This window comes from Klebsiella sp. GB_Kp056 (assembly GCF_040064755.1).
Classification (GTDB): Bacteria; Pseudomonadota; Gammaproteobacteria; order Enterobacterales; family Enterobacteriaceae; genus Klebsiella; species Klebsiella quasipneumoniae.
The window spans coordinates 152098-169900 of sequence record NZ_JBEAJA010000036.1 but is presented as its reverse complement, the minus strand read 5'-3'; the positions used below and the strand labels follow the sequence as shown (position 1 = coordinate 169900).

The 17803-nt window shown below is 59.6% G+C and carries 17 protein-coding genes and 1 tRNA gene; 12 read left to right on the top strand and 6 right to left on the bottom strand.

Annotated elements, in window-relative coordinates:
- Positions 1-6: 6 nt before the first annotated feature.
- Genes ABLV52_RS04415 through yejF form a run of 3 tightly spaced genes read left to right on the top strand, consistent with a single transcriptional unit; the run spans position 7 to position 3717 of the window.
- Positions 7-1101 (top strand): microcin C ABC transporter permease YejB, encoded by a 1095-nt coding sequence (locus ABLV52_RS04415; protein ID WP_348890056.1) that lies wholly within the window; start codon positions 7-9, stop codon positions 1099-1101.
- The gene (locus ABLV52_RS04410) at positions 1101-2126 is read left to right on the top strand and encodes a microcin C ABC transporter permease (protein WP_023290463.1); all 1026 of its coding nucleotides are present in this window, start codon (positions 1101-1103) and stop codon (positions 2124-2126) included. The genes ABLV52_RS04415 and ABLV52_RS04410 overlap by 1 nt, the downstream gene beginning before the upstream one ends.
- A gap of 1 nt (position 2127) precedes the next feature.
- Positions 2128-3717, top strand: a complete 1590-nt coding sequence (gene yejF / locus ABLV52_RS04405; RefSeq protein ID WP_348890055.1) for a microcin C ABC transporter ATP-binding protein YejF — start codon at positions 2128-2130, stop codon at positions 3715-3717.
- Positions 3718-3720: 3 nt separating this feature from the next.
- Here yejF and ABLV52_RS04400 read toward each other — a convergent pair whose 3' ends face one another.
- From ABLV52_RS04400 to rsuA, 3 genes are all read right to left on the bottom strand, one after another.
- A complete protein-coding gene (locus tag ABLV52_RS04400; protein ID WP_002912974.1) occupies positions 3721-4065 on the bottom strand; it encodes a YejG family protein in 345 nt (114 codons plus the stop codon).
- Positions 4066-4395: 330 nt separating this feature from the next.
- A complete protein-coding gene (locus ABLV52_RS04395; RefSeq protein ID WP_023290465.1) occupies positions 4396-5592 on the bottom strand; it encodes a Bcr/CflA family multidrug efflux MFS transporter in 1197 nt (398 codons plus the stop codon).
- The gene (rsuA, locus tag ABLV52_RS04390) at positions 5589-6308 is read right to left on the bottom strand and encodes a 16S rRNA pseudouridine(516) synthase RsuA (protein ID WP_023290466.1); all 720 of its coding nucleotides are present in this window, start codon (positions 6306-6308) and stop codon (positions 5589-5591) included. Before rsuA ends, ABLV52_RS04395 begins: the two co-directional genes overlap by 4 nt.
- 147 nt (positions 6309-6455) lie before the next feature.
- Here rsuA and ABLV52_RS04385 point away from each other — a divergent pair, with 147 nt between their 5' ends.
- Positions 6456-8213 (top strand): DEAD/DEAH box helicase, encoded by a 1758-nt coding sequence (locus ABLV52_RS04385; protein ID WP_348890054.1) that lies wholly within the window; start codon positions 6456-6458, stop codon positions 8211-8213.
- 136 nt (positions 8214-8349) lie between these two features.
- Positions 8350-8634 (top strand): 50S ribosomal protein L25, encoded by a 285-nt coding sequence (gene rplY / locus ABLV52_RS04380; protein WP_044524232.1) that lies wholly within the window; start codon positions 8350-8352, stop codon positions 8632-8634.
- 58 nt (positions 8635-8692) lie between these two features.
- Here rplY and ABLV52_RS04375 read toward each other — a convergent pair whose 3' ends face one another.
- A complete protein-coding gene (locus ABLV52_RS04375; RefSeq protein ID WP_050533202.1) occupies positions 8693-9580 on the bottom strand; it encodes a LysR family transcriptional regulator in 888 nt (295 codons plus the stop codon).
- 103 nt (positions 9581-9683) lie between these two features.
- Here ABLV52_RS04375 and ABLV52_RS04370 point away from each other — a divergent pair, with 103 nt between their 5' ends.
- A complete protein-coding gene (locus tag ABLV52_RS04370) occupies positions 9684-10970 on the top strand; it encodes a serine hydrolase (protein WP_049013173.1) in 1287 nt (428 codons plus the stop codon).
- Between the two features lie 20 nt (positions 10971-10990).
- Here ABLV52_RS04370 and ABLV52_RS04365 read toward each other — a convergent pair whose 3' ends face one another.
- On the bottom strand, positions 10991-11587 hold the full coding sequence (locus tag ABLV52_RS04365; protein WP_032453543.1) for an NUDIX domain-containing protein: 597 nt from the start codon (positions 11585-11587) through the stop codon (positions 10991-10993).
- Between the two features lie 81 nt (positions 11588-11668).
- Between ABLV52_RS04365 and ABLV52_RS04360 the strand changes: the two genes are divergently transcribed.
- On the top strand, positions 11669-12436 hold the full coding sequence (locus ABLV52_RS04360) for a DeoR/GlpR family DNA-binding transcription regulator (RefSeq protein ID WP_049013174.1): 768 nt from the start codon (positions 11669-11671) through the stop codon (positions 12434-12436).
- A 13-nt stretch (positions 12437-12449) separates the two neighbouring features.
- On the opposite strand, the gene yejK is transcribed toward ABLV52_RS04360, so the two are convergent.
- A complete protein-coding gene (yejK, locus tag ABLV52_RS04355) occupies positions 12450-13457 on the bottom strand; it encodes a nucleoid-associated protein YejK (RefSeq protein ID WP_004144267.1) in 1008 nt (335 codons plus the stop codon).
- Positions 13458-13643: 186 nt separating this feature from the next.
- On the opposite strand from yejK, the gene ABLV52_RS04350 reads away from it, so the two are divergent.
- From ABLV52_RS04350 to eco, 5 genes are all read left to right on the top strand, one after another.
- Positions 13644-13871, top strand: coding sequence for a YejL family protein (locus ABLV52_RS04350; RefSeq protein WP_004195346.1), 228 nt, complete (start codon positions 13644-13646; stop codon positions 13869-13871).
- 18 nt (positions 13872-13889) lie between these two features.
- On the top strand, positions 13890-15650 hold the full coding sequence (gene yejM, locus ABLV52_RS04345) for an LPS biosynthesis-modulating metalloenzyme YejM (protein ID WP_049013176.1): 1761 nt from the start codon (positions 13890-13892) through the stop codon (positions 15648-15650).
- 76 nt (positions 15651-15726) lie between these two features.
- A tRNA-Pro gene (locus tag ABLV52_RS04340) sits at positions 15727-15803 on the top strand.
- A 187-nt stretch (positions 15804-15990) separates the two neighbouring features.
- The gene (locus tag ABLV52_RS04335) at positions 15991-17100 is read left to right on the top strand and encodes an AI-2E family transporter (protein WP_348890052.1); all 1110 of its coding nucleotides are present in this window, start codon (positions 15991-15993) and stop codon (positions 17098-17100) included.
- Between the two features lie 174 nt (positions 17101-17274).
- Positions 17275-17766, top strand: a complete 492-nt coding sequence (gene eco / locus ABLV52_RS04330) for a serine protease inhibitor ecotin (RefSeq protein ID WP_023290474.1) — start codon at positions 17275-17277, stop codon at positions 17764-17766.
- The last annotated feature ends 37 nt before the right edge of the window (positions 17767-17803 follow it).

Sequence of the window (17803 nt, the reverse complement as noted above, 5' to 3'; positions counted from 1 at the left end):
CATACCATGGGCAGCTACCTGATCCGCCGTTTGCTGTTAGTGATCCCCACCCTGTGGGCCATCATTACCATTAACTTTTTTATTGTACAGATCGCTCCCGGCGGCCCGGTCGACCAGGCCATCGCCGCCATCGAATTTGGTCAGCACGGTGGAATTCCAGGCACCGGCGACGGCGGGATGGGCGCCAGCCATGCCCGCACCGGCGCCGGCAATATCAGCGAGGGTCACTATCGCGGGGGGCGCGGCCTCGATCCGGAAGTCATCGCCGAGATCACCCACCGCTACGGCTTCGACAAACCGCTGCACGAGCGCTACCTGAAGATGCTGGGCGATTATCTGCGCTTTGATTTTGGCGACAGCCTGTTTCGCAGCGCCTCCGTGCTGCAGCTGATTAAAGACAGCCTGCCGGTCTCGGTGAGCCTCGGGCTGTGGAGCACGCTGATCATCTATCTGGTCTCCATTCCGCTGGGCATCCGCAAAGCCGTCAGCAACGGCAGCCGCTTTGACATCTGGAGCAGTACGCTGATTATCATTGGCTATGCGATCCCCGCCTTTCTGTTCGCCATCCTGCTGATCGTGATTTTCGCCGGCGGCAGCTATTTCGACCTCTTCCCGCTGCGTGGTCTGGTCTCGCCAAACTTCGACACCCTCCCGTGGTATGAAAAGATCCTCGACTATCTGTGGCACATCGCCCTGCCGGTGCTGGCGACGGTGATCGGCGGCTTTGCCGCCCTGACCATGCTGACTAAAAACAGCTTCCTTGACGAGATCCGCAAACAGTATGTGGTCACTGCCCGCGCCAAAGGCGTCGGTGAGAAACAGATCCTTTGGGGACACGTGTTCCGCAACGCCATGCTGCTGGTGATCGCCGGTTTCCCGGCCACCTTTATCAGTATGTTCTTTACCGGCTCGCTGCTGATCGAAGTGATGTTCTCCCTGAATGGTCTGGGGCTGCTGGGCTATGAAGCGACGGTCTCCCGCGACTATCCGGTGATGTTCGGCACGCTCTATATTTTCACCCTGATCGGCCTGCTGCTGAATATCGTCAGCGATATCAGCTATACGCTGGTCGACCCGCGTATTGATTTTGAGGGCCGCTAATGTCGTTCTTCAGTCCCGTTAATCAGGCCCGCTGGGCGCGCTTTCGCCACAACCGTCGCGGTTACTGGTCGCTGTGGCTGTTTTTAATCCTCTTCCTCTGCAGCCTGGGGGCTGAGCTGCTGGCCAACGATCGGCCGCTGCTGGTGCAGTACCGGGGCCAGCTGTACGTCCCGGTGTTAAAAAACTATACCGAGCAGACCTTCGGCGGCGCATTCGCCACCGCCGCCGACTATCAGGATCCCTGGCTGCAGCAGCAGCTGGCCAGCCACGGCTGGGCGCTTTGGCCGCCGGTGCGCTTCGGCGCGACGACGATCAATTTTGCCAGCACGGTTCCTTTTCCATCGCCGCCCTCGGCCAGCAACTGGCTCGGCACCGACGCCAACGGCGGCGATGTGCTGGCGCGGATCCTTTATGGGACGCGCATCTCGGTACTGTTTGGTCTGCTGCTGACGCTGTTCTCCAGCGTGCTGGGGGTGCTGGCCGGTGCGATACAAGGTTATTACGGCGGTAAAATCGACCTCTGGGGGCAGCGTTTTATCGAAGTCTGGTCCGGTATGCCGACGCTGTTTCTGATCATCCTGCTCTCCAGCGTCGTGCAGCCGGGCTTCTGGTGGCTGCTGGCGATCACCGTCCTGTTTGGCTGGATGACGCTGGTGGGCGTGGTGCGCGCTGAATTTCTCCGCACCCGCAACTACGACTACATCCGGGCGGCGCAGGCGTTAGGGGTCAGCGACCGGCAGATCATCCTGCGGCATATGCTGCCCAACGCGATGGTGGCGACCCTCACCTTCCTGCCTTTTATTCTCTGCAGCTCTATTACCACCCTGACGTCGCTGGATTTTCTCGGCTTCGGCCTGCCGCTCGGCTCACCCTCCCTCGGCGAGCTGCTCCTGCAGGGCAAAAACAACCTGCAGGCGCCCTGGCTGGGCATTGCCGCGTTTCTCTCTGTCGCCGTGCTGCTGACGCTGCTGATTTTCATCGGTGAAGCGGTGCGCGACGCCTTTGACCCTAGTAAGGCGGTGTAATATGACCCACCCGCTGTTAGCTATCGACAATCTCTCTATCGCCTTTCGCCAGCAGGGGGAGACGCAGACCGTCGTGCATAATCTGTCGCTCGAGGTGGCGGCCGGCGAAACGCTGGCCCTGGTGGGGGAATCCGGCTCCGGTAAGAGCATCTCCGCCCTGTCGGTGCTGCGGCTGCTCCCTACCCCGCCGGCCAGCTACCCCAGCGGCGATATCCGTTTTCATGGCCAGTCGCTGCTGCATGCGGATGAGGCGACCCTGCGCGGCGTGCGCGGCAACCGGATCGCGATGATCTTTCAGGAGCCGATGGTGTCGCTCAATCCCCTGCATACCCTGGAAAAACAGCTCTACGAGGTGCTGTCGTTACACCGGGGAATGCGCAAAGAGGCGGCACGCGGAGAGATCCTCGACTGCCTGGAGCGCGTCGGGATCCGTCAGGCGCCGCGGCGGCTGGCGGACTATCCGCACCAGCTCTCGGGCGGCGAGCGCCAGCGGGTGATGATCGCCATGGCGCTGCTGACGCGCCCGGAGCTGTTGATTGCCGACGAGCCGACCACCGCCCTCGATGTGTCAGTGCAGGCGCAAATTCTGCAGCTGCTGCGCGAGCTAAAGCGGGAGCTGAACATGGGGATGCTGTTTATCACCCATAACCTGAGCATCGTCCGCCAGCTGGCTGACCGGGTGGCGGTGATGCAGAACGGCCGCTGCGTGGAGCACAATCACTGTCGGGCGCTGTTTAGCGCGCCGGCCCATCCTTACACCCAACGCCTGCTGGATAGCGAACCGGACGGCGAGCCGGTGCCGCTGGCCGCCGATGCCCCGGTGCTGCTGCAGGCGGAGGAGTTACAGGTGGCGTTCCCCATTCGTCGGGGGATCCTGCGTCGGGTGGTCGATCACCATCGGGTGGTCAATGATCTCCATTTCCAGCTACGGGCCGGCGAGACGCTGGGTCTGGTGGGAGAATCGGGTTCCGGCAAAAGCACGACCGGTCTGGCGCTGCTGCGCCTGATCCCCTCCGAGGGCAAGATAACCTTTGCCGGCCAGCCGATTCAGGGACGCGGTCGCCGACAGCTGCTGCCGCTGCGCCGACAGATGCAGGTGGTTTTTCAGGATCCGAACTCGTCGCTCAATCCGCGCCTGACGGCGCAGCAGATCATTGAGGAGGGCCTGCGCGTCCACCAGCCGACGCTGACGGCGGCTGAACGCGAACAGGCGGTGATCCTTGCCATGCAGGAGGTCGGCCTCGACCCGGCCAGCCGCCAGCGCTACCCGGCGGCTTTCTCCGGCGGCCAGCGCCAGCGTATCGCCATCGCCAGAGCGTTAATCGTCAAGCCGCAGCTGATCGTCCTCGACGAGCCGACTTCCTCGCTGGATAAAACCGTTCAGGCGCAGATCCTGAATCTGCTGAAAGCGTTACAGGTGAAGCATCAGCTGGCCTATATTTTTATCAGCCATGATTTAGGCGTGGTGCGCGCGCTGTGTCACCAGGTGATGGTGCTGCGGCAGGGAGTGGTGGTCGAACAGGGCGAGTGCCAGTCCGTCTTCAGCGCGCCCCGGCATGAGTATACCCGCCAGCTGCTGGCGCTAAGCTGACGGTCAGAAAGGGTTATTGCCGGAGAAGGGCTCGGCGATCGCCACGCCAAAGTTTTTCAGACGACAGGTGGCGGCAAACTCATCCTGCAGATTAACGAACAGGCAGGGCTCGCCTTCGCACTCCAGAACGGAACAGTCGACTTCGATGTCGCTTAACGCCTGGCTGAGCTTATGCATCACCGGCCAGGCTTTTTCACCGTCCGGACTCAGCAACTTCAGGGCGACGAGACTGTTTTCGTTCTGCGCGCCGTTTTGCGGAATCGGTTCAACTCTGGAACCCGCAAAACCGGCCAGCCAGCGATAGCTCTGCGGCAGACGGTGTACGATAGAGAGTTGTTGTGTATTCACGTGGTTTCCCCGGAAGCAAAAGGCTTCACAATAAATTTACATCAATATTAACACACTGTTGACAAATAGTCCTGCTCAGACGCAGAAAACGTTTACAGCCGCGGCGGCCCAAGGTTAAGCGCTTATATTCCAGCGTGTTATTTTTTAACCCGGCAAGCCGATTGGCGCTATATGTACCCGTTTCTGTGATCCAAAACAACTTTTTTATCGCAACAATGCGACTTTTTACACTAATTGATTTTACATAAAGGAAACAAATCGCAGAACCCTGAAGCCCATTGCGGTTGACGTGCATCAAGAAAGGGGCGATTTCGCCCCTGAAAATGTGACCTAGCGTGCGATTTTTCGCCGGCGGGAAGCGTAAAGGGAGAAGAAAATAGAGCTGGTGGCGCAGAAGGCGATGGAGATCAGCATCGGCCAGGCGGTGGTAAAGGTGGCCATCGACAGCAGCGCGCCGATAATCGCCCCGATACCAAAGCGGAAAGTCCCCGCCAGCGACGAAGCGGTGCCCGCCATATGCGGAAACTCATCGAGGATCACCGCCATAGCGTTCGACGACACCATCGATACGCAGCCAACGAAGGCCGCCACGCCGATGACCAGCGACCAGAAGCCGACGTCGAGCAGGGCGCAAACCACCATCCACACCGCCATGGCAAACTGGATCCACAGCCCGGCGCGGAACATGCGCAACGCCCCTACCCGCCGCACAAACCGGCTGTTGAACATGGTCATCAGGAACAGAAAGACAATGTTCAGCGCAAAATAGTAGCCAAAGTGCTGAGGCGCGACGTGGTTAATATTGATATAGACGAAAGGCCCGGCGCTAAGGAAAGAGAACATGCCCGCGAAGCTGAAGCCGCTCGCCAGCATATAGCTCAGGACCCGCTTATGGCGGAACAGGGTGGCAAAGTTACCCATCGTGGTGCGCAGGTGGAACGGCTGACGCCTTTCAGCCGGCAGCGTTTCGCGGATAAACAGGCCGATCATCAGCGACGCCAGCAGGGCCGCCAGGGCGAGGATCCAGAAGATGGCATGCCAGCTGAACCAGACCAGCACCGCCCCGCCGACCATCGGCGCTACCAGCGGCGCAATGGTCGTCACCAGCATGACAAACGACATCATCCGCGAAAACTCATCTTTCGGATAGATATCGCGCATCAGGGCGTTGATCACCACGCTGGCTGCCGCGGCCGCCAGACCGTGGAAGAAGCGCATGGCGATCAGCATCTCGATGGTCTGCGACAGGGCGCAGGCCACCGCCGCCGCGGCGAAGACCAGCGTTCCGCCGAGGATCACCGGCTTGCGGCCGAGGCTGTCGGCCATCGGACCGTACAGCAGCTGCCCCAGCGCAAAGCCGAGGATATAGGTGCTGAGGGTCATCTGCGCGCTGCCGTCCGGCACGTGGTACTGGGCAGCGATCACCGGCAGGGCCGGAAGATACATATCGATCGACAGCGGCATCAGCATGGCCAGCAGGCCAAGGATAAAGACAATCCCCAGAGACGAATTTTGCTTCAGCGTCACGTTTTGCTCCGTGGCTGCGGGGCGCCCACGCTGGCGATTTCCGCTTCCGTCAGCGGACGATATTCACCCGGCGCCAGAGATTCATCCAGCAGGATGTCGCCGATGCGTTCCCGGTGCAGGCCAACCACGTGGTTGCCCACGGCGGCGAACATGCGTTTCACCTGATGGTAGCGGCCTTCGCTAATGGTGAGGCGCACTTCGGTCGGAGTGATAACTTCCAGCACCGCCGGTTTGGTGAGATCTTTTTCGTTATGCAGCTGGACGCCTTTGGCAAACAGCTCCGCGGTCCCTTCCGCCAGCGGGCTTTCCAGCGCCACCAGATAGGTTTTTTCACAGTGGTGTCGCGGCGAGGTAATGCGGTGCGACCATTGGCCGTCATCGGTCATCAGCACCAGTCCGGTGGTGTCGATATCCAGCCGACCGGCGGCATGCAGCTTATGCGCCACCGGCTCGTCGAGGAAATAGAGGATAGTCGGATGATCGGGATCGTCGGTGGAACAGACGTACCCCTGCGGCTTGTTGAGCATAAAATAGCGCGGGCCGTTCTGCTGGGTCAGCGTGTTCCCGTCATACTCCACCTCGTGCTCCGGCTGAAGCTTAAAGGAAGCATCTTTTACAATGTCGCCGTCCACGGTAACGCGGCTGCCGCGGATTTCACGCCCGGCAATAGCCCGGCTGACGCCAAGCTGCTGAGCGATAAACTTATCAAGTCGCATGAGATTTTTTTAGCCTGTCAAAGTGCTGGAGCGGGCAAATCGCCCGAAAAAGAAGAAATTCACTGGCTAGTATAACGGGCTCTTAACACCACTCAAGGGAAAAGATTCATGGCATACTATTCGCGAGTTAATTAGCCCCGTGAATTCATGACTTTTACATTACGTCCCTACCAACAAGAAGCCGTCGATGCCACCCTCGCCTGGTTTCGTCGCCATACCGAGCCGGCGGCGATTGTCCTGCCCACCGGCGCGGGCAAAAGCCTGGTGATCGCCGAGCTTGCCCGACTGGCCCGCGGCCGCGTGCTGGTGCTGGCCCACGTCAAAGAGCTGGTGGCGCAGAATCATGCTAAATACTGCGCCCTTGGCCTCGAGGCGGATATCTTTGCCGCCGGACTGCAGCGTAAAGAGAGCCACGGCAAAGTGGTGTTCGGCAGCGTGCAGTCGGTGGCGCGCAATCTGGCGCAATTTCGCAGCGAGTTTTCGCTGCTGATCGTCGATGAATGCCACCGCATCAGCGATGATGACGACAGCCAGTATCAGCAGATCATCAGCCACCTGCGGCAGGTCAACCCGCAGCTCCGGCTGCTCGGCCTGACGGCGACCCCGTTCCGCCTCGGCAAGGGGTGGATCTATCAGTTCCACTACCACGGGATGGTGCGTGGCGATGAAAAAGCGCTGTTCCGCGACTGCATCTATGAGCTGCCGCTGCGCTATATGATTAAGCACGGCTACCTGACGCCGCCGGAACGCCTCGATATGCCGGTGGTACAGTACGATTTCAGCCGCCTGCAGGCGCAAAGCAACGGCCTGTTCAGCGAGGCCGATCTTAATCACGAACTGAAAAAACAGCAGCGCATTACACCGCATATCGTCAGCCAGATCGTGGAGTTCGCCGCAAGCCGCAAAGGGGTGATGATCTTCGCCGCCACCGTGGAGCACGCCCGGGAAGTGACCGGCCTGCTGCCGGCAGGCCAGGCGGCGCTGATCACCGGGGAAACCCCGGGTCCGGAGCGAGATCGCATCATCGAGGCGTTTAAAGCGCAGGCGTATCGCTATCTGGTGAACGTCGCGGTGCTGACCACCGGCTTCGACGCCCCGCACGTCGACTTGATCGCCATCCTCCGCCCCACCGAGTCGGTGAGTCTTTACCAACAGATCGTTGGCCGCGGCCTGCGCCTGGCGCCGGAAAAAACCGACTGCCTGATCCTCGACTACGCCGGCAACCCGCACGACCTGTACGCCCCGGAAGTGGGGACGCCGAAGGGCAAAAGCGACAACGTGCCGGTGCAGGTCTTCTGCCCGGCCTGCGGCTTCGCCAACACCTTCTGGGGAAAAACCACCGCCGACGGCACCTTGATTGAGCATTTTGGCCGCCGCTGCCAGGGGTGGTTCGAAGATGACGACGGCCACCGCGAACAGTGCGACTTCCGCTTTCGCTTCAAAAACTGCCCGCAGTGCAACGCGGAAAACGATATCGCCGCCCGTCGCTGCCGGGAGTGCGACACCATTCTGGTTGACCCGGACGACATGCTGAAGGCGGCGCTGAAGCTGAAGGACGCGCTGGTGCTGCGCTGCAGCGGCATGGCCCTGCAGCACGGTAGCGACGAGAAAGGCCCGTGGCTGAAAATCACCTACTACGATGAGGACGGCGCCGACGTCAGTGAGCGCTTCCGTCTGCAAACGCCCGCCCAGCGTACCGCCTTTGAGCAGTTGTTTATCCGCCCGCATACCCGCACGCCGGGAGTGCCGCTGCGCTGGATAACGCCGGCGGATATCGTGGCCCAGCAGGCGCTGCTGCGCCATCCGGACTTTGTCGTCGCCCGCATGAAAGGCCAGTACTGGCAGGTGCGGGAAAAAGTGTTCGATTATCAGGGGCGTTTTCGCCGCGCCAACGAGCTGCGTTAATCACCCGAAAGCTGAGGTTTTGATTGCCCGGGTGTCGTTTGGCGGCTATAATGCCGCCCGCTTTTGCATTCGCAAAGCAGATAATCCGCCTGTTGCTGGGTCGCCTGTAGCAGGCTTTATATATAGAGAGACATCAATGTTTACTATCAACGCAGAAGTACGTAAAGAGCAGGGTAAGGGTGCGAGCCGCCGCCTGCGCGCAGCTAACAAGTTCCCGGCAATCATCTACGGTGGCGAAGCTGCTCCGGTTGCTATCGAACTGGACCACGACAAAGTATGGAACATGCAGGGCAAAGCTGAGTTTTACGGCGAAGTTCTGACCGTCGTTGTTGATGGCAAAGAAGAAAAAGTCAAAGTTCAGGCTGTTCAGCGCCACGCGTTCAAGCCGAAACTGACTCACATCGACTTCGTTCGCGCGTAATCGCCGATAGCAAGTTGTATGGCAAGCGCCCCGGGGTCTTCGGCTCCGGGGCGTTTTGTTATCCGCGCCGCCAAAGCGCCGGCGCCTCGTCCACGATGTCGCTCAGCAGCCGGTGCTTATTCATTCCGGGCAGCCAGAGCATCACCATGGTGACGTTCAGCCCCTGACTGCCGACCTCCGTCGCGATTTCACCGACTCCCCGCCACTCGCCTGGCCGCAAATGGTCCGGTAAAAACCCCCAGCCCCTCCCCTGCTCCATCGCATGGCGCAGCAGGGTAATTTCGTTCATATACAGCGTATGGCCGGAGATCTGCAGCCGGCGGGCAATCTGATCGTCGCTGCGCCGGTGCATCACCAGCTGCGGCGTCAACGACAGATTGAGCAGCGTCAGCGGCCGCGCCGCATCCCGGAACAGGCGGTCCGCCGCGTAGAAACGCAGATCCACCGTGCCGAGCGCCCGCCACTCCATTTCGCTGCCCAGCGTGCGGTTGTTGGCCTGGCACATCGCCATATCCGCCACGCCATCGCTCAGCGCCTGCTCGGCTTCGCGCCGCGAGGCGCTCCAGCAGCTTAACCGGATCTGCCGCCGGGCCAGCGTATCGGCCAGCGCGCAGAGAAAATCACGTGGGATAAAGGGATCGTACACCAGACGCAGCGCCTGCCCGGCGGTTTGCGGCAGCGTTTGCGCAAAAGACTCGAAAGCCTGCGCCTGGCGCAACAGCAGATGCGCCTGACGAAAAAGCTGCTCCCCTTCGGCGGTTAAGGTCAGGGTACGCCCTTCCCGGCTGAACAGCCGATAGCCCAGCGCATCTTCCAGATAGTCCAGCAGATCGCGCAGCGTGGTTCGGTCTTTACCTAACCGAATGGCCGCCCGCGACAGGCTGCCGGTCTCGGCGATGGTGGCGAATGCTTCAATCTGCGCGAAAGAATACTGCAGGGTTTTCATCCTTCTCTCCCTTTCGGGGGAAAATCCCCCCTTTGCTGATTTTAGCCGCCGCGCGCCGATTTATATACTGCGATGCGAATCTATGGCAAACGAGGAAAGGAAGATGATAAGAAAACCACTGGCCCTGGCGTTAATCCTGGCCGCGCTGCCGGCCGCGGCAATGGCACAACGCTGCGGCGACCTGACGCTGGATGTCTGCCCAACGCCTTACGACCAAACGCTACCCGCCGCCAAAGATATGCTCAGCTGGGATCAGACTTCACGCGTGATTGGCTTTCGAAATGACTATCGCAACTATGCCGGCGATGTTTTCCGCCACGGCGCCTCGGCGCCGCTGGAACGCGCTGAAAAACAATTGACCGATGCCCGCTATACCCTCAACGGCCACACCTGGACCCTGCAGGATTACCTGAAGCGCGAGAACGTCAGCGGTATGCTGGTGCTGAAAGACGGCAAAGTCGCCTGGAAATATCTTGGCGACGGCAACACCGATACCACCCTGTGGACCTCACGCTCGGTGGGAAAATCGGTGGTCTCAACGCTGGTGGGCATCGCCATTCAGCAGGGTAAGATCCACTCCCTCGATGATCTGATTACCGTTTATGAACCCGAACTGAAAGGCACCGCCTGGGACGGCGTGACGCTGAAGCAGTTGATGCAGCACACCAGCGGTGTGGAATGGAATGAAGACTACACCGACCCGCAGTCGCACTTCGCCCGCCTGACCCAGTGCGAGGCGCAGCCCGGGGCCTATGCCTGCGTGCGCAAGATCGTCACCGGCCTGGCGCGCAAACATCCGGCGGGCGAGCAGTGGTCCTACTCTTCCGGCGGCGCCTGGCTGCTGGGCGATATCCTGGAGCGCGCCACCGGCATGTCGCTGGCCGCCTGGCTTGAGCAGTCGCTGTGGCGGCCCGCCGGGATGGCCCACGACGGCGTATGGCATGCTTATCAGCAAGGGAAGCACGATGTCGGCGCCCACGGTTTTAACGCCACCCTTGAAGACTGGGGCCGCTTCGGCGAATTCGTCGCCCGCGATGGTCGGTTAAGCAACGGCAAACAGCTGGTGCCGGCGGGCTGGTTCGATCAGGCCGCAAGCTGGACCACTGCGCTAAACTCGGTCTCGGCGGCGCATCCGCAAGGTATCTACGGCTATCAGTGGTGGAATAACGCCATACCGGCGAATGCGCAAAACGTCCAGCCGACGCCGCAGGAAGGGCTGAAAGACTCGCTGTGGGCGCTGGGGATCTACGGCCAGGTGATCATGGTGAACCGCGCGGAACACCTGGTGATCGTCCAGTGGTCGACCTGGCCGCAGGCGGAACCCTCCTTTAACGCCCAGCCGCTGGAAGCGGCGCTGATGTACAGCGCCATTGCCCGCGAGCTGCGTTAACCCTCCTTCCTCCTTGCCGCTCAGCCGGCGAGGAGCGTGTCGGCATTCAGCGCCAGGTGCTGCAGAAGGATAATGGTTTTGGCATCCATGATCTCGCCATCGCGAATGGCCTGCAGCGCCCGCGCCAGCGGCCACTCCAGCACTTCAATGTCCTCACCTTCCGCCGCCAGCCCGCCGCCGTCTCCCTGCCGGTCATCGGCCTGATATTCGGCGATAAAAAAGTAGAGTTTTTCGGTGACAGATCCGGGGCTCATAAAGACGGTGAAGAGGGGCTCGATGCGTGTCACCCGAAAGCCGGTCTCCTCTTCCGCTTCGGCAACGATCCGCGCCTCCGGCGAGGCGTTATCCAACAGCCCGGCCGCCGCTTCAATGAGATATCCGTCGTGACCGTGAGTAAACACCGGAAAACGGAACTGACGGGTCAGGACCACCGTCCGCTTTTCCCGGTTGTAGAGTAAAATGACCGCGCCGTTGCCGCGATCGTAGGCCTCGCGGCTCTGCTCCTGCCAGCGTCCGTCCCGGCGCTGCAGTTCGAAGGTATATTTTTTCAGCGTGTACCAGTTATCAGAGAGCAGCGTCTCGCGAACGTGTCGGACGTGCGGTGCGTGAGTTTGCATGTTATATCCCCTTTCAGATGACAGCAGGCACCATAACATGCATAATCGTGCACAAACAAGATCACTCGTGAAGGAAAAATCATGCTCGCCAGTCAACGAAAACAGCAAATCCTGCAGATCCTTGCGGAGGAAAAACAGGTAATGTCCGGGGAGCTGAGCCAACGGTTTAACGTCTCTGAGGACTCCATTCGCCGCGATCTGCGCGAGCTGGCGGCGGAAGGAAAACTGCAGCGGGTCCACGGCGGGGCGCTGCCGGTCTCTGCCGCCATCGCCCCTATTGAAACACGCAAAAGCGTGCAAATCGCCTCCAAACAGGCGGTGGCGCGCGCTGCCGCCGGCCTGATCCAGCCTGGACAGGTGGTGATTGTCGATGGCGGCACCACCACCGCGGCGATGATCGGCTTATTACCCGCCGACCTCAGCTGCACGGTGGTCACTCACAGCCCCGGCATCGCCGTGGCGCTGGTCGATCACCCGCGAATCGAGGTGATCCTGCTCGGCGGCAAAGTGTTTAAGCATTCGGTTGTCGCCGTCGGCCCCGAAACGCTGGAAGCAATGGCGCGGATCAACGCCGATGTGTTCTTTATGGGGGTGACCGGCGTCCACCCGCGAGCGGGTTTTACCACCGGTGATTATGAAGAGGCAGGCATCAAGCGCGCGCTGGCGGCCAGGGCCGCGGAAACCGTGGTGATGGCCTCCCGGGAAAAGCTCAACGCCGCGTCGGCCTTTGCCATCGGCGAGCTGAACCTCGCCAGTACGCTTATCGTCGATGGGGAACCCGACGCCGCGCTGCGCCAGCGGCTGGTGCAGAGCGGCGTGGAGATCGTCCCCGTTCAGCGGTCGCGCTGACGGGGCGTGGCGCTTAGTTGCCGCCGGACGTCCGGCGCTGCAGCTGGTCGCGCAGGTTCGGCGGGGTGCCCTTAATGGTCAGGGTATCGGTGGCCGGATCCCAGAATACGCGTTCGCCCAGCAGCATCGCGTCGAAGTTAATGGTCAAACCGCCGCCGCTGCCGGCAAACTTGGTCAGCTGACGTAAGGTGCTGCGATCCGCCGGGAAGCTCTCTTCCAGCTCGTAGCCCTGCTCGGCGGTGAATTCCTGGAAGCTCTTTTCGCTGACGCCGGCAAGCTCTTTGGACAGCGACTCCAGCTCAATCTCTTCCCCCGCCTGCAGCTGTTCATTGCAGTAAGCATAGACCTGCTGACGCACATTCTGTCGCTCGGATTTATCAAGCTGCGCGTCGGCGGCAAAGTCATCCACCGCCTGCAGCAGGCCGCGGTTCTGCGCTTTGGCGTTGAGACCTTCGCTGGCGCCGAGGAAATCCATGAAGAAATCGGCCACTTTGCGCCCCACCCGCCCTTTCAGGAAGGTCAGGTAGCGGGTCGACTCCGGATTGGTTTCCCACTCGGTCAGATCGATGCGCGCGACGATATCGGCATGGTTAATATCCAGATAATGGGTCGAGCGGATATCCAGCTCTTCGTTGACGCGCATGCTGCTGAGGTTATTGAGCACCGCCACCAGCAGATACTCGACCGCCAGGTAACGATACTGACAGAAGAGAACAATGCCCCCTTCGGCGAACGGGTACTTCGCCAGCTCATCGCGCAGGCGGCCGGTCGCCGCGCGGCTGAACGCCAGAAACTCCTCTTCCCCCTGACGCTGCAGGCGCAGCGCCTGCGCCAGTTCGCTCTCTTCATTGAACAAGCCATAGGCTTTGCTTTTGGCGCTATAAACCCGGTGCAGTTCAGCCATCATCTCGACGACCGTCGCGTTCGGCTCCAGCAGTGACTCGCGCAGCACCAGCTCCAGATTTTGTTCATCACGTTTGATTAACTGATGCAGGGCAATCTGGTCGATATCCAGACTCATGTTAAACTCTCCTTTTAGACCGGGCGGTATTCAACCACCGCCGGGTTGCCGACGCAACTGGCGCCACACATTTCGACGTCATGACTGACGATCGGTGCGCTTTTGCGCCGCGGCGAAAAAATGCGGAAAAAAAGCTGCTGCTACGGTAATATGTTGCCCTTTCACGAACAAACAGATTTTGAGTTTATGCCGCAAATTTCCCGCTATAGCGATCAACAGGTCGAACAGTTGCTCAGCGAGCTGACGAACGTCCTGGAATCACACAAAGCCCCGGTTGACCTTTCACTGATGGTGTTAGGCAATATGGTGACCAACCTGATCAACAGTAGCGTCGCGCCGGCGCAGCGTCAGGCCATCGCCCGTTCTTTCGCGCAGGCTTTGCAATCTTCGATTAACGACGATCCAGCGCATTAAGGATAACAGCAACAGTATATGGTGACTCTACGTCAGCCCTACCGAGAAAAAGTCTCCCAGATGGTTAGCTGGGGGCACTGGTTCGCCCTGTTCAACATGTTGTTGGCCATGGTGCTCGGCAGCCGCTACCTTTTTGTCGCCGACTGGCCGACGACGCTTGCCGGACGACTCTTTTCGTACGTCAGTCTCGTCGGGCACTTCAGCTTCCTGGTGTTTACCAGCTATGTGCTGATCCTCTTTCCGTTGACCTTTATCGTGGTCTCGCAGCGCCTGATGCGCTTCCTGTCGGTGATCCTTGCCACCGCCGGGATGACGCTGCTGCTGATAGACAGCGAGGTCTTTACCCGCTTTCATCTTCATTTAAACCCGGTGGTCTGGGAGCTGGTCATCAACCCTGACCAGAATGAGATGGCGCGCGACTGGCAGCTGATGTTTATCAGCGTCCCGGTCATCTTTTTGATTGAAATGCTCTTCGCCACCTGGAGCTGGCAAAAGCTGCGCAGCCTGACGCGTCGCCGCCATTATGCCCGCCCGGTCGCCTGGTTCTTCTTTTTGTCGTTCATCAGCAGCCACCTGGTCTATATCTGGGCGGATGCCAATTTTTATCGCCCGATCACCATGCAGCGAGCGAATCTACCGCTTTCTTATCCGATGACCGCCCGACGTTTCCTTGAGAAACATGGCCTGCTCGACGCCCAGGATTATCAGCGTCGCCTGGTGGAGCAAGGGGCGCCGGAGGCGGTATCGGTCCAGTATCCGCTCAGTAACCTGCGCTACCGCGACCTCGGCGCGGGCTATAACGTGCTACTGATCACCGTCGACAACCTGAACTACTCGCGGTTTGAAAAAACGATGCCGGCGCTGGCGGCGTTTGCCAAAGAAAACGTGAACTTTACCCAGCATATGAGCTCGGGCAATACCGCCGACAGCGGCCTGTTTGGCCTGTTCTACGGCATTTCGCCAGGCTATATGGACGGTGTCCTCTCGGCGCGTATTCCCGCGGCGCTGATCACCGCTCTCAACCAGCAGGGCTACCAGCTGGGCCTGTTCTCTTCCGATGGGTTTAGCAGCCCGCTGTATCGCCAGGCGCTGCTCTCCGACTTCTCGCTGCCGAGCGCGAAGACCCAGAGCGACGAGCAGACCGCCAATCAGTGGATCGGCTGGCTGGACCGTTACGCGCAGGATGAGAATCGCTGGTTCTCGTGGGTCTCGCTCAATGGCACCACCCTCGACGATACGCAGCAGCAGGGCTTTGTCCGCCGTTATAGCAAGGCGGCAGGCGACGTTGATGCCCAGATCGATCGGGTGCTGACCGCGCTGCGCGAAGCCGGCAAGCTCGATAATACGGTGGTCATTATCACCGGCGGCCACGGCAAGCCGCTTAACGTCAAACACGACCCGTTCGACTGGTCGCGCGAGCAGCTGCAGGTGCCGCTGGTTATTCACTGGCCGGGCACGCCGGCCCAGGAAATTGCCACCCTGACCGATAACAAAGATGTGATGACCACGCTGATGCAGCGCCTGCTTCACGTGTCGACGCCGGCCAATGAGTATTCGCAGGGGGAAGATCTGTTCAGCGCCGCGCGGCGTCGGAACTGGGTCACCGCGGCCAACGGCGATACGCTGGCCATTACCACCCCGGCTATCACCGTGGTCCTCAACCATAACGGCACCTATACCACCTGGAGCCGCGACGGTGAGAAAATCAAAGATCAGAAACCGCAGCTCAGCCTGTTGCTGCAGGTCCTGACCGACGAAAAACGCTTTATCGCTAACTGATTGATTAATTATGAATCAATCGCGCGCGACCCGCTTGCATTCGCCTGGGGAACGGGTAATATTGTTCCCCACGCGTCGGCACGTAGCGCAGCCTGGTAGCGCACCGTCATGGGGTGTCGGGGGTCGGAGGTTCAAATCCTCTCGTGCCGACCAAAAATCCCTGAGAAACCAGCCTTTTAAGGCTGGTTTTTTTATGCCCCTCTTTTACGCCTGTTCCCCTCAGCTCGTTGAATTTGTGCCCTTTCCGCGCCACAGCGTATAGAGTACGACTATCCTGATGGTAAATTACGTCGTAGCATCTATTATTCGACCGTATGACTCATAAGCAGGAGCGGATGACATGAGAGTTAATGGACTTACCAAAGGATTTTTCATCCTTATCGTCTTCATTGTAACCCTGGCCTTTTTTGATGTTCTCTCACCCTATTATTCCGCCATCCTCTGGGCCGCCATCCTCGCGGTGATTTTCAATCCGGTCAAAAACAAGATGCGCACCCGCCTCGGCGAACGTAACGGCCTTGCGGCGCTGATGACCATCGTCATTATCTGCCTTATCGTGTTCACGCCGCTGGCGATTATCCTGTCGTCACTGGCCTACGAGCTGAACGTGGTGTACAGCAAACTGCAGCATAACGATACCCAGTTCCCGACGGTGGTCGCCAGCCTGATCGCCCACCTCCCCGGCTGGGCCAGAAGCTTCCTCGCCGAACATAACCTGGATAGCGCGCAGCAGATCCAGCAGCAGCTCTCCGATGTCGCCCTGAAAGGCGGCCAGTATCTGGCCGGCAGCGCGTTTCTGATTGGTAAAGGCACCTTTGGCTTCACCGTCAGCTTCGGCATTATGCTCTACCTGCTGTTCTTCCTGCTGAAGGATGGCCCTCACCTGGTGCTGTTGATCCTCGAATCTCTGCCGTTATCCAGCTACGTGAAGCAGCACCTGTTCGCTAAGTTCGCCGCGGTGGCTCGCGCCACGGTAAAAGGCACCGTTGCCGTGGCGCTGGCGCAGGGGGCGCTGGGCGGCTTTGCCTTCTGGATCGCCGGTCTGGACGGCAGCATTCTCTGGGGCGCGCTGATGGCGTTCCTGTCGCTTATCCCGGCGGTAGGCTCGGCCATTATCTGGGTGCCGGCGGCGATTTACCTTTTTGCCACCGGCCAGCTGTGGCAGGGCACCTTTATCGTCGGCTTCTTTGTCATTGTGATTGGCCTGGTGGACAACATTCTGCGTCCGCTGCTGGTGGGCAAGGATACCAGGATGCCGGACTATCTGATCCTCATCGCCACCCTCGGCGGCATGGAGATCTACGGTATTAACGGCTTTGTTATCGGCCCGCTGATCGCCGCCTTGTTTATCGCCTGCTGGAATTTGCTGTCGGGGCGGGAACACGCTGGCAACACTGATGAAATCGATGAAGAATTTATTGAGGAAGCGAAAAATAGCCGTAATGAATAATTTCACCGGCAGGCCTCTGGCGGCCTGCCTGCGCCCCTGTTGCGCTCTGCGCGGCCGACGTCTTACCAGTAGATAACACTATTCATTTTGCAAAAATTGGTAAATAAATCTTAACATTTAGCTAAGTGATGATAGGCTATCTCTGTCAGGAACGAAAATAAAGGATGATCAACCGTGAAAAAAATCACTACGCTAGCCGTTTCTCTGCTGACCGCCGCCTGCATGTCTGCCGGCGCCCTGGCCGCAGACCAGCCGCTGGAAAAAGTCGCGCCGTTCCCGAAAGCGGAAAAAGGCATGAAGCGTCAGGTTATTCAGCTGCCGCAGCAGCAAGATGAATCGGCGCTGAAGGTTGAGCTGATGATCGGCCAGACGCTGGAAGTTGACTGCAACCACCATCGTCTTGGCGGGGAGCTGGAAAGCAAAACCCTGGAAGGCTGGGGTTATGACTACTATGTTTTTGATAAGCTGAGCGGCCCGGTATCCACCATGATGGCCTGCCCGGACGGCAAGAAAACGAAGAAATTTGTGACTGCCGGCCTCGGCGATGACGCCATGCTGCGCTACAACAGCAAGCTGCCGATCGTCGTCTACACGCCGACCAATGTCGATGTGAAATATCGCATCTGGCGCGCGGAGGAGACTATCGGTAACGCCGAGGTCCGCTAAGGCGCGCCATTAAAACGGCAATAAAAAAACGGCAGCC

Bases quoted from the DNA above. Each gene is read 5' to 3' on its own strand.
- ABLV52_RS04415 (WP_348890056.1), top strand. From the start codon at position 7: ATGGGCAGCTACCTGATCCGCCGTTTGCTGTTAGTGATCCCCACCCTG.
- ABLV52_RS04410 (WP_023290463.1), top strand. From the start codon at position 1,101: ATGTCGTTCTTCAGTCCCGTTAATCAGGCCCGCTGGGCGCGCTTTCGC.
- yejF (WP_348890055.1), top strand. From the start codon at position 2,128: ATGACCCACCCGCTGTTAGCTATCGACAATCTCTCTATCGCCTTTCGC.
- rsuA (WP_023290466.1), bottom strand. From the start codon at position 6,308: ATGCGACTTGATAAGTTTATCGCTCAGCAGCTTGGCGTCAGCCGGGCT.
- ABLV52_RS04385 (WP_348890054.1), top strand. From the start codon at position 6,456: ATGACTTTTACATTACGTCCCTACCAACAAGAAGCCGTCGATGCCACC.
- rplY (WP_044524232.1), top strand. From the start codon at position 8,350: ATGTTTACTATCAACGCAGAAGTACGTAAAGAGCAGGGTAAGGGTGCG.
- ABLV52_RS04375 (WP_050533202.1), bottom strand. From the start codon at position 9,580: ATGAAAACCCTGCAGTATTCTTTCGCGCAGATTGAAGCATTCGCCACC.
- ABLV52_RS04370 (WP_049013173.1), top strand. From the start codon at position 9,684: ATGATAAGAAAACCACTGGCCCTGGCGTTAATCCTGGCCGCGCTGCCG.
- ABLV52_RS04365 (WP_032453543.1), bottom strand. From the start codon at position 11,587: ATGCAAACTCACGCACCGCACGTCCGACACGTTCGCGAGACGCTGCTC.
- ABLV52_RS04360 (WP_049013174.1), top strand. From the start codon at position 11,669: ATGCTCGCCAGTCAACGAAAACAGCAAATCCTGCAGATCCTTGCGGAG.
- yejK (WP_004144267.1), bottom strand. From the start codon at position 13,457: ATGAGTCTGGATATCGACCAGATTGCCCTGCATCAGTTAATCAAACGT.
- ABLV52_RS04350 (WP_004195346.1), top strand. From the start codon at position 13,644: ATGCCGCAAATTTCCCGCTATAGCGATCAACAGGTCGAACAGTTGCTC.
- yejM (WP_049013176.1), top strand. From the start codon at position 13,890: ATGGTGACTCTACGTCAGCCCTACCGAGAAAAAGTCTCCCAGATGGTT.
- ABLV52_RS04335 (WP_348890052.1), top strand. From the start codon at position 15,991: ATGAGAGTTAATGGACTTACCAAAGGATTTTTCATCCTTATCGTCTTC.